Source organism: Vibrio sp. 05-20-BW147 (genome assembly GCF_013369385.1).
In the GTDB taxonomy this organism is placed as follows: Bacteria; Pseudomonadota; Gammaproteobacteria; order Enterobacterales; family Vibrionaceae; genus Vibrio; species Vibrio floridensis.
Map to the genome: position 1 here is coordinate 34,786 of NZ_SZTO01000001.1, position 17,505 is coordinate 52,290.

General features: G+C 43.9%; 15 protein-coding genes. 8 read left to right on the plus strand and 7 right to left on the minus strand.

Annotated elements, in window-relative coordinates; all coding sequences use genetic code 11:
- Nucleotides 1-248 precede the first annotated feature (248 nt).
- The 3 genes from FC652_RS00155 to FC652_RS00165 form a co-directional block, all read right to left on the minus strand.
- The gene (locus FC652_RS00155; protein WP_176297009.1) at nucleotides 249-1,685 is read right to left on the minus strand and encodes a glyceraldehyde-3-phosphate dehydrogenase; all 1,437 of its coding nucleotides are present in this window, start codon (nucleotides 1,683-1,685) and stop codon (nucleotides 249-251) included.
- A gap of 334 nt (nucleotides 1,686-2,019) precedes the next feature.
- Nucleotides 2,020-3,072 carry a sulfate ABC transporter permease gene (locus tag FC652_RS00160; protein WP_176297010.1) on the minus strand — a complete coding sequence of 351 codons (1,053 nt, stop codon included), beginning with the start codon at nucleotides 3,070-3,072 and terminating at the stop codon, nucleotides 2,020-2,022.
- Complete coding sequence (locus FC652_RS00165) at nucleotides 3,073-3,366, minus strand: hypothetical protein (protein WP_237286238.1); 294 nt, start codon at nucleotides 3,364-3,366, stop codon at nucleotides 3,073-3,075.
- A gap of 271 nt (nucleotides 3,367-3,637) precedes the next feature.
- On the opposite strand from FC652_RS00165, the gene FC652_RS00170 reads away from it, so the two are divergent.
- Nucleotides 3,638-6,268, plus strand: a complete 2,631-nt coding sequence (locus tag FC652_RS00170) for an ATP-binding protein (protein ID WP_176297012.1) — start codon at nucleotides 3,638-3,640, stop codon at nucleotides 6,266-6,268.
- 118 nt (nucleotides 6,269-6,386) lie between these two features.
- On the opposite strand, the gene FC652_RS00175 is transcribed toward FC652_RS00170, so the two are convergent.
- Nucleotides 6,387-7,730, minus strand: a complete 1,344-nt coding sequence (locus tag FC652_RS00175; RefSeq protein WP_176297013.1) for an MATE family efflux transporter — start codon at nucleotides 7,728-7,730, stop codon at nucleotides 6,387-6,389.
- 160 nt (nucleotides 7,731-7,890) lie between these two features.
- Nucleotides 7,891-8,205, minus strand: coding sequence for a DUF496 family protein (locus tag FC652_RS00180; protein ID WP_176297014.1), 315 nt, complete (start codon nucleotides 8,203-8,205; stop codon nucleotides 7,891-7,893).
- A 266-nt stretch (nucleotides 8,206-8,471) separates the two neighbouring features.
- Between FC652_RS00180 and FC652_RS00185 the strand changes: the two genes are divergently transcribed.
- From FC652_RS00185 to luxQ, 6 genes are all read left to right on the plus strand, one after another.
- On the plus strand, nucleotides 8,472-8,681 hold the full coding sequence (locus FC652_RS00185; RefSeq protein WP_176297193.1) for a hypothetical protein: 210 nt from the start codon (nucleotides 8,472-8,474) through the stop codon (nucleotides 8,679-8,681).
- A gap of 68 nt (nucleotides 8,682-8,749) precedes the next feature.
- Nucleotides 8,750-9,409, plus strand: coding sequence for a YceH family protein (locus FC652_RS00190; RefSeq protein WP_176297015.1), 660 nt, complete (start codon nucleotides 8,750-8,752; stop codon nucleotides 9,407-9,409).
- On the plus strand, nucleotides 9,409-9,720 hold the full coding sequence (locus FC652_RS00195; RefSeq protein WP_176297016.1) for a GIY-YIG nuclease family protein: 312 nt from the start codon (nucleotides 9,409-9,411) through the stop codon (nucleotides 9,718-9,720). Before FC652_RS00190 ends, FC652_RS00195 begins: the two co-directional genes overlap by 1 nt.
- Nucleotides 9,721-9,782: 62 nt before the next feature.
- Entirely contained in the window at nucleotides 9,783-10,946 is a 1,164-nt protein-coding gene (locus FC652_RS00200; RefSeq protein WP_176297017.1) for a conjugal transfer protein TraF, read from the plus strand.
- Between the two features lie 184 nt (nucleotides 10,947-11,130).
- The gene (locus FC652_RS00205; RefSeq protein WP_176297018.1) at nucleotides 11,131-12,234 is read left to right on the plus strand and encodes an autoinducer 2-binding periplasmic protein LuxP; all 1,104 of its coding nucleotides are present in this window, start codon (nucleotides 11,131-11,133) and stop codon (nucleotides 12,232-12,234) included.
- Nucleotides 12,231-14,801, plus strand: coding sequence for a quorum-sensing autoinducer 2 sensor kinase/phosphatase LuxQ (gene luxQ, locus FC652_RS00210; protein ID WP_176297019.1), 2,571 nt, complete (start codon nucleotides 12,231-12,233; stop codon nucleotides 14,799-14,801). The genes FC652_RS00205 and luxQ overlap by 4 nt, the downstream gene beginning before the upstream one ends.
- Nucleotides 14,802-14,810: 9 nt before the next feature.
- On the opposite strand, the gene FC652_RS00215 is transcribed toward luxQ, so the two are convergent.
- Nucleotides 14,811-15,467: a PilZ domain-containing protein gene (locus FC652_RS00215; protein WP_176297020.1), complete on the minus strand. Its 657-nt coding sequence runs from the start codon at nucleotides 15,465-15,467 to the stop codon at nucleotides 14,811-14,813.
- 124 nt (nucleotides 15,468-15,591) lie between these two features.
- On the minus strand, nucleotides 15,592-16,548 hold the full coding sequence (locus FC652_RS00220) for a DMT family transporter (RefSeq protein WP_176297021.1): 957 nt from the start codon (nucleotides 16,546-16,548) through the stop codon (nucleotides 15,592-15,594).
- Nucleotides 16,549-16,702: 154 nt separating this feature from the next.
- Here FC652_RS00220 and FC652_RS00225 point away from each other — a divergent pair, with 154 nt between their 5' ends.
- On the plus strand, nucleotides 16,703-17,170 hold the full coding sequence (locus tag FC652_RS00225) for an Lrp/AsnC family transcriptional regulator (protein ID WP_176297022.1): 468 nt from the start codon (nucleotides 16,703-16,705) through the stop codon (nucleotides 17,168-17,170).
- Nucleotides 17,171-17,505: the final 335 nt, after the last annotated feature.

The window sequence follows — 17,505 nt, forward strand, 5'->3', positions numbered from 1 at the left end:
CGCTGACATTTGATCAAGTTGGTAGGTGGATGAGGAAAGCCGATGTGTGCTTCGACGGTCACAAGGTAAGATAAATACAACGATATGATGGTTAAAAGGCGCCTGTATCAGGGGTACAGGCGCAATGGGGGAGAGATTATTATTGTCGTTATAAGAGAACAAATATTTGAACCAGCGGCTTTGCCGTAGGTAAACAAACCCGCTGGTGGCTTCGTTATCAAGGTGTCGTTAGTTGTGGAGCAAGCTAATTACACACGAGGGAAAGTCTGATAACGAACACCCATCATTTGTTCCATACAGTGAACAACTTGGCAGCTATAGCCAAACTCGTTGTCATACCATATATACAGCACTGCGCGGTTATCTTGTGCAATCGTCGCTTGACCATCCACAACCCCCGCATGACGTGAGCCGACCAGATCGCTAGAAACAATCTCTGTCGAATCGGTATAGTCTATTTGTGCAGAAAGTGGTGAAGCCAGCGCCATTTCACGTAGATACTCGTTAAGTTCTTCTTTTGTTGTACCTTTTTCAAGGTTGAGATTAGCGACGGCCATCGACACGTTCGGGGTTGGAACGCGAATCGCATTGCCAGTTAAACGCCCAGCCAGCTCAGGCAGTGCCTTCGCTACTGCTTTGGCTGCACCCGTTGAGGTCAATACCATGTTCAGTGCCGCGCCACGACCTCGACGATCACCCTTGTGGAAGTTGTCGATTAAGTTTTGATCGTTAGTGTAAGAGTGCACTGTTTCGATGTGACCTGAGATGACGCCATATTTGTCGTTAATCACTTTCAGCACCGGTGTGATGGCGTTGGTGGTACAACTTGCGGCAGAGATGATGGTGTCGTCCGACTTAATTACATCTTCGTTCACACCAAATACCACGTTTTTGATATCGCCTTTACCTGGTGCAGTCAGTAGGACTTTCGCAGCGCCTTGGCATTGCAAATGTTGGCCTAAGCCTTCTGCATCACGCCACACGCCAGTATTGTCGACCACTAGCGCGTTTTGAATGCCATATGCGGTGTAGTCGACCTCTTCAGGTTTGTTCGCATAAATGATCTGAACGAAGTTGCCGTTGATCACCAATGCGCTGTTTGCTTCATCAATGACGATACTGCCGTTGAATTGGCCGTGTACAGAGTCACGACGAAGCAAACTTGCGCGTTTTTGCAAATCACCATCTCGTCCACCACGGACAACAATGGCACGCAGTTTTAGTGGATAGCCAGGGCCACTCTTTTCAATAAGAAGGCGGGTTAATAGACGGCCAATTCGGCCAAAACCGTACAACACAACATCTCGTGATGCGAGCGAAGAGCCTGCATCCAATGCACCAATTAACGCGGTTTGTAAGTAGTCATCCAGTGCAGACGCATCGTCGTGGCTTTCCCAATATTGATGAGCAAGTTGGCCAACATCAACACGGCAAGCAGAAATGCTCATTTCACACACTTTTTCAATAATGGGGAGGGTTTGCTCAAGCGAAAGTGGTGTACCGGTGTAGTGTCGAGCGACACGGTGAGTTTTGAGAATGTCGATAGTGGTTGCATTAATCAGGGTTTTACCAAAAAGAATGATTTCGACACCTTTTTGGCGGTACAGCTTGCCGATGAGTGGAGTGATGGATTCCGCAATCGTTTGGCTGGTTTGCCAGTCTTGGAGATATTTCTCTGGACTCATGTTTGTATTAGACCTTTCACGTTTTTGGGGCTGACCTTACTTTCTGAATGTAGGGGGAACAGAAAGTAGGGATAAGGGTTGTAATAGTCTTGTAATATTTATGTGGCGGGATTTTACAGTTCAAGTCGTTATTCTGCTAGGAAAAATAAAGTCAGTGAAAAATACTTTAAAGTGGGAAAATTGTTGGCATTGATAGGTTTTTTGATGTCCAACGACCTATTGACTTTTTTATTTTTGCGAACTTATTTTGTGCGAATAATGTTTATTAGCACTCTATAAATGAAAATAGATCATCGATTTGCGCTTTAAATTTGGAATTCGTCACGTTTAAAACTCAAAACGTAAACGAAATTCCTAAACTAAAGAGATCCACTTCCCCTATCGCTTGGTCGGGCGGCAATTGTGGTTGTGTAAAGTGGCCGCTAATCACACTTTTAGGGCTTTGTATGTAAAGCCATTCGCCATAAAGACTCAAATTAGGTAACAGTGAGTATTTCAAGCCCACGCTGTATGTTTCGTTTTCGACGGATTTTCTCCTTTGACTGTACGTGACGTAGGGAGTGATATCGTTCCATTGGTAGTTGAGGCTGACATACCAATGGGCGTGATAGCGATTACTGGTCAGCAACTCAGCAATAAATTGCCATTGCTGCCAGTTGTATATTGTGCCCAAACTGAACAAGGTTAACGATTGTTCCCCTCCGGGAATAATGGTGGTTGCAGCATATGTTTGTTCAAATATCGTGTGTATGAGCGCTGCACGAACAAGATTCTCATCAAAGTCGATTTCGGTGGTGATGCCATAAGAAATATCGGTATCGATGGTCAGGGGTTGTCCATATAAGGAGTAATCGTCGCTGCTCGATTTGGCAACAAAAGTAGCGAATCGCACTGGAATATCAGAGGTTATCCACTTCTGTACATCGAGAGAAAGCCCATCGTAGTTTGAAATACCTAACACGCTTTCATAGACATCGATGGGAGGTCGCAGCCATGGGTAGGCTTGTGAGACAAATAAGTACTCAGACATAAGAAAAAGTGGAATTCTCTGACGGCCTACTTTTGTGCTCCAATCATCCCAGCGATATTCGACAAAAGCCCATGCGAGCGCAGGATCTGAAAACTCATCGTGCGGTTGTTTGACGACTTGTAGTGATGCTCGCCAGTTTTCGTTCATTGACCAATCCAATTGCAAACCGAGGGTTGTTTCACAGTCGTAACACCATTCTTCGGTGAACTCTTTTTGTTGGATGATAGGGATAGATTGGTTAGATTTGCTTGCCGATGCTGAGCCAAAACCACTAAGCGAAAGTGTGTCTGATAGTGCCCACTCTCCATATGTGGGGGGGCAGAGTATTAACAGGGGTAAAATAAATTTAAGCCTCATTTATTCTTCCTCGATAGTGAATTGATAGAGCACATGCACGTCACTGGGTACCTCATTCGCTGGAAAATAAGCAATACCTGAAGGTGTAATGGCTAGCCATTCCATTACCTCTTTAATGCTTTGTTCGGAGAGCTGAAAAGGTTGTTTTGTGCGTCCTGAAAAGGTTTGCTTTGCCCAAATAGCGGCCATTTGGGAAGGGTTTTTGTTGAGTAAGTGCTGGTAAAACAAATGACGATTCTCTGAATCGGAAGGCAGATCAACTAACTCAATTGGAGTGCCTTCGATTTGAGTCATTTTTCCTCTATAGATCATCTTAACTTGACTGGTGCTTAGTGTAGGTATCTGTTTATTTAGTGAAAAAATGACAAACTGTTCACTTGCTCTGACACTGTGTGGAAAGAGCATAATAAGCACAATTATTAAAGCCACGCGACGAAATTTAGGCATTAACCTCTCACTGTTAAACTCGTTATCTGCGACGTCAAAGAAGTTTTGTTTGGTTGTTATGAAATTGGTCTAGTATTAAGGATAGGCTAGGTCCCGATGCTTGCAAGGACGAAATAACATGATGAAATTCTCTATAAAAACTCGTCTCGCCCTGCTTTCACTATTACCCGCTATTTTTATCACGGGTTTTACGGTGCAGGAGTTAGTGAATAATCGACGTCAATTGGAGTCTCTTGATAAAACCATCAGCCGTATTCACATTCAAAATGGGATTACGGAGACCGCATTCAAAATCTACCAAGGTGTTGAAGGGGACATGCATTATCTGGACGAGCTCTCGAGCAGTGATTCCTTTAACCAGTTTATGGCCTCTTTGTCGCAAACCCCCGAGTTGGCGAGTTTACAGACAGAGTTGATCGAATCGCTTTCAGAGATAAAAAGCCAACCTAACGCGGAAAAGCTGATCTCCGCAGAATGGGGCTTTGATGTTCTGCAAGAGATTCTGGAGCAAGTACATAACGAACATACCCATCTTTACTCCGATCGTGCCGATACCACCGAAATGTTGATATCTCAGCTAATCTCACTCTCTTTTTGGGCGCAGAAAGAGGCATTACTAACCTACAAACGTCAACAGGATGACAGCAACCCTTTTGATTCAGGGGCGTTTTATCAAGCAATTGTTCGCCAGCAGCAAGCTCTGGAACGTTTTCTTGATACGGGAGCTAGTCACCTGCAAGTGGAAAAGTTATTAGAGTTTTTCTCTTCAGAGCGGTATCAATCGAGCGTGCAAGAGCGTGATGCGATTGCTGCAGGTAAACTTTCCAAAGAAGATCTTAGTGTCTATAACGTCGAGCTGAACTACCGTTTGCAAACGCTACTGCTACTGATCAACAGTTTTTCCATTCAGGCGGAAGCGGAGCTTAAAAAAGAAATCGAACGCCAACAGTGGTACTTCACTGCGATGACGGGAGCGGTGTTTGCGGTGCTGTTTTTTCTATTCACTTTGGGCACATCAACTTGGTTGAGAGTGTATAGCAAACTCAATGCGATACTAAGTGCGCTTCAAGGGTTAACCAAAGATGACGAGTTTAACCAACACTCCCGCATTGTGACGGATGGTAATGATGAGTTTACACTCTTTGCTAAGCAGATTAATCAAATCATTGAAGAAAAGCAGCAGCAGATGCTGGAAATTATTCATGCGAAAGAGTCGGCCATTTCTGCAAATCGAGCCAAATCGGTATTTTTGGCCAACATGTCTCATGAAATACGCACACCGCTCAATGGCATCATAGGTATGACGGAGATCTTATCTCAGAGCGATTTAACCGTGCCACAAAAAGAGATTTTGGGCGATATCGATACCTCTTCTCAATCGCTATTGATTCTATTGAACGATATTCTTGATCTCTCAAAAATTGAGTCGGGAAATTTGAACATTTCTCTCCAAGAGTCAGATATTCGTGAAACAGCGTACCAAGCGATGACGCTGTTTCAATCCAAAGCGACCAGCAAGAATATTGAGTTGCACATCACGTTAGGTGAAGACATCCCCGCTAAAGTGATGGCCGACGATCATCGGATAAAGCAAGTGCTCACTAATCTGATTGGCAACGCGATCAAATTTACTAAAGAAGGCTATATTTCGACGTTTGCCAATTTCCAAGCAGATGAATCGGGCCGTCACGGGCATCTAACGTTCAAAGTGACAGATACGGGAATTGGTATTGAGCAAGAGAAGCTGGAAACCATTTTTGAGCCGTTTACTCAGGAAGACGACAGTATCACAAGGCAGTTTGGTGGTACTGGGCTGGGACTGGCCATTTGTCGACAACTTGTTGCCATGATGGGCGGGGAATTAACCGCTACATCAACCAAAGGGTTAGGCAGTTGTTTCTCGTTCACCATCCCAGTCGAGAGATTAGCAGGGGAAGTTTGGCGCTCTGAAGTAATAAGAAAGGGCCTGTTGATTGCACAAAACTATGGCTACACCAGTCAACTAGTGAACGAATGTCGATTAGCGGGAATTGAGCTTACGATGGCCGAAGATGTTGAACAAATCAGCATGCTGAACAAAGACTTTGATGTGGTTTTCTACTGTCACAGTTTGCATCAGAATGCATCGAATGATTTGGAGGTGTTGGAGCAGAGTTTATCCCTGCAACGCGTGATTGTTTGTCAACACCACTTGTTTGTTAGCCATGTTAATACTGAGCGAGTACATGCCGTTCTCACCCAACCTTTTTTAGGGCAACGTTTCAAAGCGAGCATTGAAGCGTTAGAACAGAAAAATAGGCAGAGTAATAGGGCGTCTGAAAGTGTGTTCCCAAGGCAAACAGCGCGAGTCGTTCAAGGTTATGGTCGTAATCATCGACGTATACTCATCGCAGAAGACAACCTAATGAATCAGAAGATTGCTAGCTTCTTCCTCGAAAAAGCGGGCTTCGACTATTTAATTACCAGCAATGGACAGGAGGCATTGGATGCCATTACTCAAGGTGGTAAGTTTGATGCAGTTTTAATGGACTGCATGATGCCCGTGATGGATGGCATTACCGCCACCAGAGAAATTCGACGTTGGGAAAATGAGCAGGGTAGTGGAAAGACACCGATTATTGCGCTAACCGCTAGCGTGCTTGAAGAAGATATTCAAAGTTGTTTTGAAGCGGGTATGGATGCCTATTTACCCAAACCTTATAAATCCAACCAGCTTTACGACTTGTTCAGTGAGTTGAAAATCGCTTAGTTAATATCTGTTTGCCGCGTCACTTGCATGTAGTGTAGATGAAGTGTGTCGAGCTGATCTGCTATGAAGACAAAAACAACCGAGAAAAGAATCTCGGTTGTTTGTGGTTATTGGTTGTTTAAGATTTCGATGTGCTATTTTCACTCGTACTTAACTCGGTGAGCTGATGAATTACAGAGCGATAAGTTAACCAAGCGGCAACTCCGGCTAATAGATTACCCACAGCAGCCCCTATCAGCAGTCCTTGAATACCACCAATTATTGAACCCATCCACAATGCTGGCAAGAAAAAGGCAAACAAACGTAAAGCAGAAATGCGTAGCGCAGTGTACGCACGTCCTAATGCGTTACAGATCGAAACCATCAACATACAAATGCCCAATCCACCCAAACTAATGGGAACAATCAATAAGTGCATGTGCAAAATTTGCTCAACGGCTTGCTCGCTGGTCATCAAGGCAGATAAGGCGCCAGCTGCGAACATACTCATGATCGCGAGAAGTGTTTGAAACACTATAATGAAACGGCAAGCAATGGAAACGAGCGTTCGAATATCCGTAAAGTTTTTTGCTCCTAACAGTCTTCCTATCATGGGAGGCATTGACATGGTTAGAGCCAGTACCGAAACAAGGGTAAAGAACTCAAAACGTGAGCCCAACGCCCAAGAGGCAACCGCTGCCGTACCAAAGCCAGCAATCAGCTTGGTGGCAAGCATCGATGACAGAGGGGGCAACAACTGACTGATCATCGCAGGCCCCATAATATGCCCAATCGCTTTGACACTTTCAGCTACATCTAGTCCTTCTTTGTCGAAGCTAACCCACGAATGGCGGTGCACTTTGGGTGCGACAATCACGATGCCAAACCCGAAGGCGACGATTGTTGCAATAGCTGCGCCATTAATGCCTAAATCAAAGGTGAAAATGAAGAGTGGGTCGAGCAGCAAGTTGAGTCCACTGGTTAGCATCATCATAGTACCCGGTAACATCGTGTTTCCGTTTGAACGACAGATACTGTAAAAAAAGTAGAGCATCGCGCCTACCCAAGCGCTGACTAGCCAATAAGGCCAGTAGCTATCAATTACTGCATAAACGGATTCGGGTGCGCCAAGCAGAAACAAAATCAGATGTCGACTCAACCAAATCAGCAAGCAGACCAAAGACACACCGATTGCGCCTATGACGAGAATCAGTCCAGCGAGTTGACGGGCATATTGTTCGTTTTGTGCACCTAGCGCTTTGGATATCACCGCTGTCGTTGCAATACCAAGCCCGACTTGAATACCAATGATTACCATCTGCAGAGGTAAAGTAAAACCTTGAGCAGCAAGCGGAAGTATACCAAGTTGGCCGATGAAGGCACTGTCAACCAACTGAAAACTCATCAGTGACAGTACCCCAAATAGCATTGGCCAAGTCATTGAGAAAAGTTGGCGTGCTAATGGAGAAAAGGAGTTTGTCATAGTGTATTAGTATTGTGGAAACTGCTGGTAGTCTATCGTAATAAAAATTAATAACCTAATAGTTAGGAATGGTAATGTCTTTTCATCTGGTAGAGAAAAGAGTGATAACAAAAAGCCTCGCATGGCGAGGCTTTGAAACTTGGCAAATGTGTCATCGAAATTATTTTTTGCCACTTGTTTGTTTGTCTTCTTCCGTTAGTTCACGGATACGGCGGCTGATGTCGCGACGAGCTTTAGAAATTTCTGCGCTCTTGATAATGTGGTCATCAACGCGATCTTCGTAATCTGCTTTCATGTTTTTGATGATGGTCATGATCTCATCTTGAGACATGTTTGGCTTAATGTAGTCCAGTAGGTTTTCAAGCAGTTCAACACGTTTACGGTTGTCGCGAACTTTCTTTTCGTTGTCTAGTAGTTCGCGTTGTAGTTTGTTCTTACGGCGTGCCTGAGCAACAATTTCAAATACGGTATTCATAGGTCCCTTACCTTCAATAAAAGTGAATGATAACTCTCAAAAATGACTTCAAGATGTGTATTTCACTGCTGTTAGAAACATCTTGAAGTGACTTTTACCAACCACGCTGAGATTAAAGCACATCACACATATTCATAACAGTCTTTAGATCAATCGATTGTCTGTCTGGTTAAGAAAAATACACTTCCCAGCGATGCAATTGTGTTTGTGTACCATAACAAGATATTATCAGCACCATGAACGAAATCTCTCTCAAAGACAGTAGCATGAAGTCCGATGGTTCCGATCTTGATTCACCAAATAGTGAGAATCAAGAGCCAGCAAAGTGTTCCAAAACCAGCTTAAAGCTCAAGTCCGCTTATATAGATGAAAGAGTGAAAATGGAAACCGTTGAGGTTGAACTAAACCGTTCAAAGATCGTCTTCATGGACGAAAACGGAAAATTGACCAAATTCACTCTCATTTCAGAACACTAACCTTTTGTCTCATCTGGATAGAAACATGCTAAGGTGAAGCAAAGAAACGAATAAAAAGGAGAAGCAACATGAGAACTGAGTTGACCCCCATTGAAGCCCGTGTCATTGGTTGTTTAATCGAAAAAGAAGTCACAACGCCAGACCAATATCCATTGAGCTTAAATGCACTGACCAATGCGTGTAATCAGAAGAGTAATCGCGAGCCTGTGATGTCCTTGTCGGAATCTGAGGTTCTTGATGCTGTCGACCAACTGATTTCACGTCGTCTAGTCAGTGATGAAAGTGGCTTTAATAGCCGTGTGAGCAAATATCAACATCGATTCTGCAATACGGAATTTGGTGATCTCAAGTTGTCTGCGCAAGAAAAAGGCATTGTTTGTTGTATGCTGCTGCGGGGGCCACAAACACCGGGAGAGTTGAGAACGCGCACCAATCGTTTGGCGACTTTCGCAGATGTTAAAGAAGTCGAAACCGTATTAGATAAGTTGGCGAGTGAAGAGCGTGGCCAGCTTGTGGTTAAGTTATCGATTGAGCCTGGTAAACGTGAATCACGCTATATGCACCAGTTTTGTGGCGATGTCGATGTGGCCTCTTATCAATCCTCATCGCCTGTGAACATGGCGACTGCTTCTCTAAATGACGAGCGTATCGTGCATCTTGAGGAGGAAGTCGAAACCTTGAAACAAGAGTTGTCAGACCTCAAAGCACTGGTTCAATCTCTTCTATAATGACAACGTCCAAGTCGTGTCCTGATTGGTCTGTGTACTTGATCAGAACGCGCCATAATGCTTTGTACTGCGGTGTCACCAACAATTTGGAACGCCGCTTTTCTGCCCATCAGCAGGGTAAAGGGGCAAAAGCGCTACGCGGTAAAGGTCCTTTAGAGCTGGTATGGGTCTTTGCTGTTGGCGACCACAGCACTGCCTTGAAAGTCGAGCACCACATCAAATCTCTACGCAAACTAGACAAAGAGCGCTTAGTAAAAGGTGATCTGATTCTTCAAATGGATAAAATTTTGCGACATACATCAGTTGACTGAATGCAATAATGTTTCGTTTTTACTAACATTAAGAGCAATGTTAATCAAATGGATCTTATAAAATGAAACAGTGGAACAAAGTGGCTTTTTGTGTCGGTGTGGCTCTTACTTCGTGTTCGGCTTTGGCTGCAAATCATGTTGCAGATGGGCGCAGTAATGGTATGGGCAACACGGGCGTTTCGTCTGCAGACTATCTGAGCGCTGCCTTCTTCAACCCAGCATTAGTTGCAAACTATAAAAATGAAGACGACTTCGCACTGCTATTACCAGCGATTGGCGTTAATGTGCGAGACAGCGATGAAAGCTTGCAAACGATATCCGATTTGCAGGATTCCATTGATGAGTTCGAATCTGTAATGACTCCTAGCCAAGAAAACATTGATGAGTTGAACCAGTACTTAGATGATTTGCAAGGCAACTCTCCATTAACCGTGAGCAGCTCTTTAGGCTTAGCATTGGCTATTCCAACCAAGTGGGTATCGGCAAATCTGTTTGCTAGAGGTTATGTCGAAGTGATTGCTGCACCCGATGTCGCGGATTATAAAGGAGATACGGCGCAAAACGTTGAAGACCGTTTCAATGAGACCGAAGTTGCGGTAGCTGCGTTTGGGTATACGGAGTTTGGCTTAGCGCTGGCAAGAGAGTTTGTTTTATATGAAGAGCGCGTTTCTTTTGGTGTAACACCGAAGATTCAACAGCTGACAACTTACTACATGAAACCAACGGTAAAGGACTTTGATGTTGAAGATTACGATCAAAGTGAAAACTCACAAAGTGCCTTTAACTTGGATCTCGGTGCCGTTTGGTACAAAAACAATTTTCAAGTTGGCCTAGCGGTCAAAGACCTACTAAGTCAAGAAATCGATTTAAATGATACCATGGGTGTTAAAAGAGACGTTTATGAACTGAACACTCAAGTGTCAGCTGGCGTTTCCTACCATTCCGAGTTTGTGACGGTTGCATTCGATGCGGATTTAACAAAGCAAGAACGTTTCAAATCGCTCAATGATGAAACACAATTTGTTCGTGTCGGTGTTGAAGGTAACGCATGGGGTTGGGCTCAACTACGAGCAGGTTATGAAATTGATTTGGAAGACACGGTAGAAAATGCGTTTACAGCAGGTATTGGTATCAGCCCATTCGATGTGGTGAGCTTAGATATTGCGGGCAATTATGCTGGAGATAATCAGTTTGGCGTTTCGGGCAACTTAGCGTTTACTTTTTAATCTCGGGTTTAGTGACGTATCAATGTATTAAAGCCGCCGATCTCGGCGGTTTTGTTTATTTTTAATCACCCAAAAGAAAGCGACGCTTCAAAAGCAATTGATGTGGAATCAGGTGAAGATTCACGGTACTCTTTACCACAGTCAGGCTTAATGTTTGTTAAAAGAAAAACAAAAAGATAATTAAATGAAGAAGATAACACTCAGTTGTTTGCTAGCTACCGCCAGTTTTAATGTGAACTGTCATACATCAGAAGTGCTCAATGGTTATTGGGCCTATCAAGAGTTTTTAGAAAAATTTCCTCGCCAAGGCACGTTGACCGAAGCGTTGTCTGAAGTCGTTCGACATGCCCCTGTCCCTTTGCAGCGCGGGCAGTCAGCACCTATCAAGATTTCTGTGGTCTTGCCCGGCCAACAAATATCGGATTATTGGGTAAGAACGCTTTCTGCATTTGAGCATCGTATGGATGAGCTTCAGATTAGTTATCAAATTAATCAAGTGTTTACTAGACCAAATGCCGATATCAAGCAACAAAGCGTGTCACTGATGGAGGCACTAAAAAGTAAATCGGATTACCTTATTTTTACGCTAGACACCACCCGCCATCGCAAGTTTATTGAGCACGTGCTCGATTCGTCGGAAACCAAGTTGATTCTGCAAAACATCACCACACCAGTACAGGCATGGGAGAAGAGGCAGCCTTTCCTTTACGTTGGCTTCGACCATGCAGAAGGGAGTATTGCACTAGCGAGTAAGTTTAAAGAGCTTTACCCCCAAGGAGCGAGTTACTCTGTGCTTTATTATTCAGAAGGTTATGTCAGCGATGCTCGTGGAGACACGTTTATTCATCAAATGAACCACAGTAATCGCTTTGAATTAAAGAGCTCTTTTTATACCAAAGCGACCAAAGAATCAGGTTATCAATCGGCAAAAACGAGCTTGGCACGCTATCCTGACATCGACTTTATTTACGCTTGTTCAACGGATGTTGCTTTAGGGGCAATGGATGCTTTGAAAGAGATGGGGCGAAGTAACATTGTCATTAATGGTTGGGGGGGAGGTTCTGCTGAGCTCGAGGCAATTGAAGCGGGAGAGCTCGATCTGACGGTTATGCGCATGAACGATGACACTGGTATAGCGATGGCTGAAGCCATCAAATGGGATTTGGAAGGTAAGCCAGTCCCTACTGTGTTTTCGGGTGATTTTGAGGTCGTGACCAAAAACGACTCTCTGGAACGAATAGAAAATCTCAAGAAACGTGCTTTTAGATACTCCGACCTACCACAATGACAGACAAAATATCACGTAAACATCACTCGCTCGCCACTTTAATAACTCGTATCATTTTTTTGGTACTAGGGTTTATTGCGATTGGTATCTTTGTTCAAAGTTACTATTTTAGTAGCCGGATCATCAAACAAGAAGTGCGGTTGACACAACAACAAACTTCCGCCTTAGTGAAGAGTTTGCTCAATAACCATCTTTCCATTTTGCAGATTCACCACGATAGCAACTCCAAAAATGAGTCGATTAGGTCTTTTTTTGTAGATGGTGACGAAGAGGAACTGGAATATTACTTTTTAAGTATGGATCAGGCGGATCCCACTCATACTCCAGAATTTCGCTTCCTAACGACGACAAAAGGGCTGCTGTGGGACGATGGTAATGCTCATTTTTATGGTGTAAACGAAACACTCCTGCACAAAATGTCCCAAAGTGTGTTGTTTGGCAATAACTGGCATTTTATGTCGTTGCATACCTTAATGGGGCCAAGGAACATGCTGGTCAGGCGTTCTCCTGTTATTGCAACAGAGACGGGTGAGGTATTAGGTCAGTATTATATTTCCGTGGTGCTCGACAATAATTTCCCTTTAGTGGAAATGCTAGAATCGGGCAGTAATAGCGACAACATCGTGATGCTTTTTGGGGATAAAGTCATTGCTCACTCCTTAAGTGGTCGAGAGCCCTATGAACTGAGTGAGTTGTTGAGAATGCGTGATAAGCCGACCGCTTTTGATGACTGCCTCATCAGCCAAACCCCAATAGAAATCAATTCAACGGATACGTTATTAAGTGTTCTAGCGGTGCAAGAAAATAGTCACGTGGCTTCATTGCAGCGACAGCATTACTTAAGCCTAGCCGCATCTTTGATTCTAATGTTGTTATTGTCTCTAGTGATTCGATCTTGGATCCAAAATCGTGTAGCGAGAGCTTTGGAATCTTTGATGGCGTACAGCCGTTTTGCAGGAACGGGTGAGCAATATAAGCGTTTTGATGGCTCGGATATTTTAGAGTTTTCACATATAGGCCATACGCTAGAACATACGTTTGAGCAGTTAGAATCTCAACGACGCTCATTTCAGGATCTGTTTAATTTTGCGCTTTCTCCAATGATGGTTTGGTCGGAAAGCGGTTTGCTCATTCAAGTGAACCCAGCCGCGATGAAAGAGTTGGCGGTGGAGCATAGCACTGCGCAAGATTTCACTAATCCCTTATTTCAGTTATTTAAGTTGAAGTTGTCACCGCATCTTAAGATGGCGGCACAAGGTGCGACATTAACAGGGATTAACGTGCCCATTGGAGAAAAAGTTTTCCGTTGGAACCTCTCCCCGATTGTGGTGGAAAATGGCATTAGCGGTATCATAGTGCAAGGTCAAGACATTACGACGCTAATTGACGCAGAGAAGCAAAGTAACCTCGCACGTCGTGAAGCTGAAAATTCAGCCAAAACACGTGCTGATTTCTTAGCCAAAATGAGTCATGAGATACGAACACCACTCAATGGGATCCTAGGTATCGCTCAGTTACTGAAACGTTCGGTTCATGATAAAGAGAGCCTAAGACAAGTCGATGTACTTTGTGACAGCGGGGAGCATCTTTTGGCCGTGCTGAATGATATTCTCGATTTTTCAAGAATTGAACAAGGCAAGCTCAACATCAAGAAGCGAAACTTCAGCTTTTCCAATACGGTGAACACCCTCGAGAATATCTATCGCCCTGTCTGTGTGGAAAAAAACGTTCAGTTTATCATCCACAACCAAATACCTCTCAACTGTCAACTCTACGGAGATCAAGTCCGTCTAAATCAGATCATGTTCAACTTGATCAGTAATGCAGTGAAGTTCACCCCTAGCGGAAAAATTGAGATCTTTTTTGAGTTAGAGCAGTTCGCGAAAACAGAGTGTGTTTTGCTGTCGATAAAAGTCAAAGATACCGGTATTGGTATCGATGAGAGTAAGCTGGACAGTATTTTTGAGCCTTTTGTCCAAGCAGATTCACTGTCTACAAGAGAATATGCGGGTAGTGGCTTGGGTTTAACCATAGTGAAAAACCTTGTTGAAATGTTGGAAGGTGACATCTCGGTTTCAAGTAAGCTTGGGAATGGGGCGACATTCTGCGTCACTCTTCCTGTCGAAAAAGGGGAGGTTCATGTTGACAATCCGCATTTCACTGAAAGATTCGAGACGCTTTTTACACAATCACCTAAAGTGCTTCTTGTGGAAGATAACCACACCAATGCTTTTATTTTAAAAGCTTTTTGCCAAAAATATCGGATGAGTGTTGAGTGGGTACAAGATGGCACGCAAGCACTAGAGATGCTTCGCGAGCACGTATTTGATTTGATCATGATGGATAATCAACTACCCAAAATGGGAGGAATTGAAACAACACGTGAGATTCGCGAACAGTTGAAACTGGGCACCCCTATCTACGCTTGCACAGCAGATGCACAAGAAACGATTAAAAATCAGTTTTTAGCAGCTGGCGCAAATCGAGTTATTGTCAAGCCAATTAAAGAGCATGAATTGCACGAAGCACTCGTGCATTTCAAAAAGAACTTTTGGTTTGAGTCTTGACCTCCTAGGTCAAACTAAACCTGCATGAAAAGAGAGTTCAAGTAACTCTCTTTTGAGCTCTTTACTTAGCAGAACGGGCTTCTCGTATTTAATGCCCACAGACCACCCATTAGCGAGTTTACGGATACTGGCGACTTTCGCGGGATTATCCGCGGACAAAAAGCGATTTAAAGGTGTCTCTACTTTGACGATTTCACCTTTATGAAACTCCGGCTGAGCCAAGGTAATAAACCCACAGCCCGACAGGGAAAAGTCGCTCATCCTTCCTTCATACAAATTTCCATCGTGATTGAGCGTTCCTTGTAGATCAATCTTATAGCGCTCATGTTCGCGTATCGGTTTTGTTGCCAAAGCAGTAGGAAAACGTAAAAAGAGCAGAAAATCTGGCTTAGTGATCACAGATAGTACGCTGGTTTTAAAGGCGACGACGTGCCCTAGTTCCGTGTCGGCGATCCCACGTAAAATAACATCGGCGTTTTCAAGTTTTCTCAAGACGAAATCTTCTTTATCCACGACTTCAATAATCAAGTATTGAGCATGTTTCAAACCAACAAAGAAAGCAGGTAAGGTGAGAGAGTCTTGAGGCCCAAATTCAAAGGTGGCGTTTAGCCTCATCCCTGGTTTTACAAAGCGTGGGATATCCTCTTTGGTGTACGTCGCCGGCATGGTTATTCACTTTTAAAATCAACTCCCTAAACTATAAACCGCCCAGCCTAATATACAAACCGTGGTGCTGCGTAGATTGGAGATTTTGTTTGGTTTCGTGAACTATCCCGAGTGACGTGATTAGCTAAACTTTCGATTCATCCGAGGAGGAGGCGACAGCATGACTCGGAGGTTGATAGTTCAGAGAAGCATCATGTCGCAGAAATACATTACTCGCGACCAAACTGCCAGCACTCACGAGAAAAAGCGCCGCCCAAGTTATGGTGTTTGGCATCTCAGAGAAAATGGGAATAGCGAGTAATGTGGCAATCACGGGGGTGGCGCTGCCAAAAGCAGCACTTCTTTCTGCACCAAGTGTTTTTACCGCGTAGAGATAACTAAAAGCGGCGATCAGACCCGCACCCAAGCCTTGAGTGAGCAAATGCCCAATTAGGTCATTTGTCGGCCAATTGGATATGGGTGTGACAGCAAGATAACTCGGTAGCCAGCCAAATCCAATAGCGATGACAAGAGTAACCAGAGAAGCAAGCGCTATCGTTGCTGATGTCAGTAGAGGATTCAGATTGGCCACTCGGGCACAAATGGTAAATACTGCCCACATCAAGCTACCAAGGAGGAAAAGTAAGTGACCTTGTGTCTCGGTAGAGTTGCCAGATGAACCTAAGTTCGGCACTACAAACAGTGCGATACCAACAAGCACTAAAGCCAGCCCCGCGATACGATGAGTGCTGAGTGGTTGCTTAAACAAGATAACGGCAATACTTGTCACAAACAGAGGAAGCGTGCCAGGGACGAGTGCGCTGCCATGTGATACAGGAACATAGTGCATCGCACTACTTGCAACCAGAAGATAGGGTAGGCCACTGCCGACAAACATCCCGAGCCAATAGCGAAGGGGGACAGCGTTCACTTCTGAGTGTGATTTCATCAACATAGGTAACAGCAATAAAGCAGGAATGAGAAATCGACAGAGCGCGATATCCGCTGGTTGCAGTAATGAGTTTGCACCACCTTTCAACGAGAGAAAGAAGCCAGACCAAAGTAATAGTGTGGTTCCGATGGCTAAGTATCCTTGCAGCATAATTCTAACACCCAAAGGTTAGTTAATTGTTATTCACTAGGTGCTAATTGTTAACTATCTTTGAAGGTAATAATTGGCAATAATGATCCTGATTGAAGGCATATTTGCCAAAAATAATTAATTTACACTCGTGATTAAGGGAAGGTTGGCAAGCATGGATCGCGTGGATAAAAAAATATTAGAGCTGTTGCAAAAAAATGCTCACATTACAGCGGCTGAAATTGCAGATGCAGTAGGGCTTTCTCCATCACCTTGCGCCCGTCGAATTAAGCGACTCGAGCAGAATGGCGTGATTGCGGGTTACCATGCGTTGATTGCTCGGGAGCGCGTCGGTATTGCGATGACAGTATTTGTAGAGGTGAGCTTAAACAATCATCAAGTGAAATCGATCGATGACTTTGAACAGTCGATTTTAGCGATGGATGAAGTTGTGAGCTGCCATGTGGTTTCGGGTGCTTATGACTATCTGTTAGAGGTGGTTGCAAATGATCTTGTTGGCTATGAATCTTTTACTCGGCAATTACAGAGATTACAGAACGTCAAAGACATTCATACCCACTTAGCCATTCGGAAAGTAAAAAACTCACACCAAGTGCCGATTTATGGTCTGAATCAGAAATGAAAAAACGGAGCTTATCTGCTCCGTTTTAGTATTCGTCAACAGCTACGAATCTGCGAAATTTCGCAGCTTCCTGTTTGTTTATCAATTTTGAAGGAGAATGCTGCGGAATGATACTCACCACCATCGCTCCAAATGGTTTCACCAAAGATCTTACAAAGTTCGAGATCGTTGATTGAACCATACTCTTTCACGTGCCTAACTACTGAGAGAAACTTGTTTTTCGTAACGCTTTGACTATCCATGTGACTCAACCACTTGAAAACCATGTCGTTTTGCATTTTCACCAGCCAATTGTTATGTTTTATGAAAACTTATGAATAGTAAATTACTCAAAA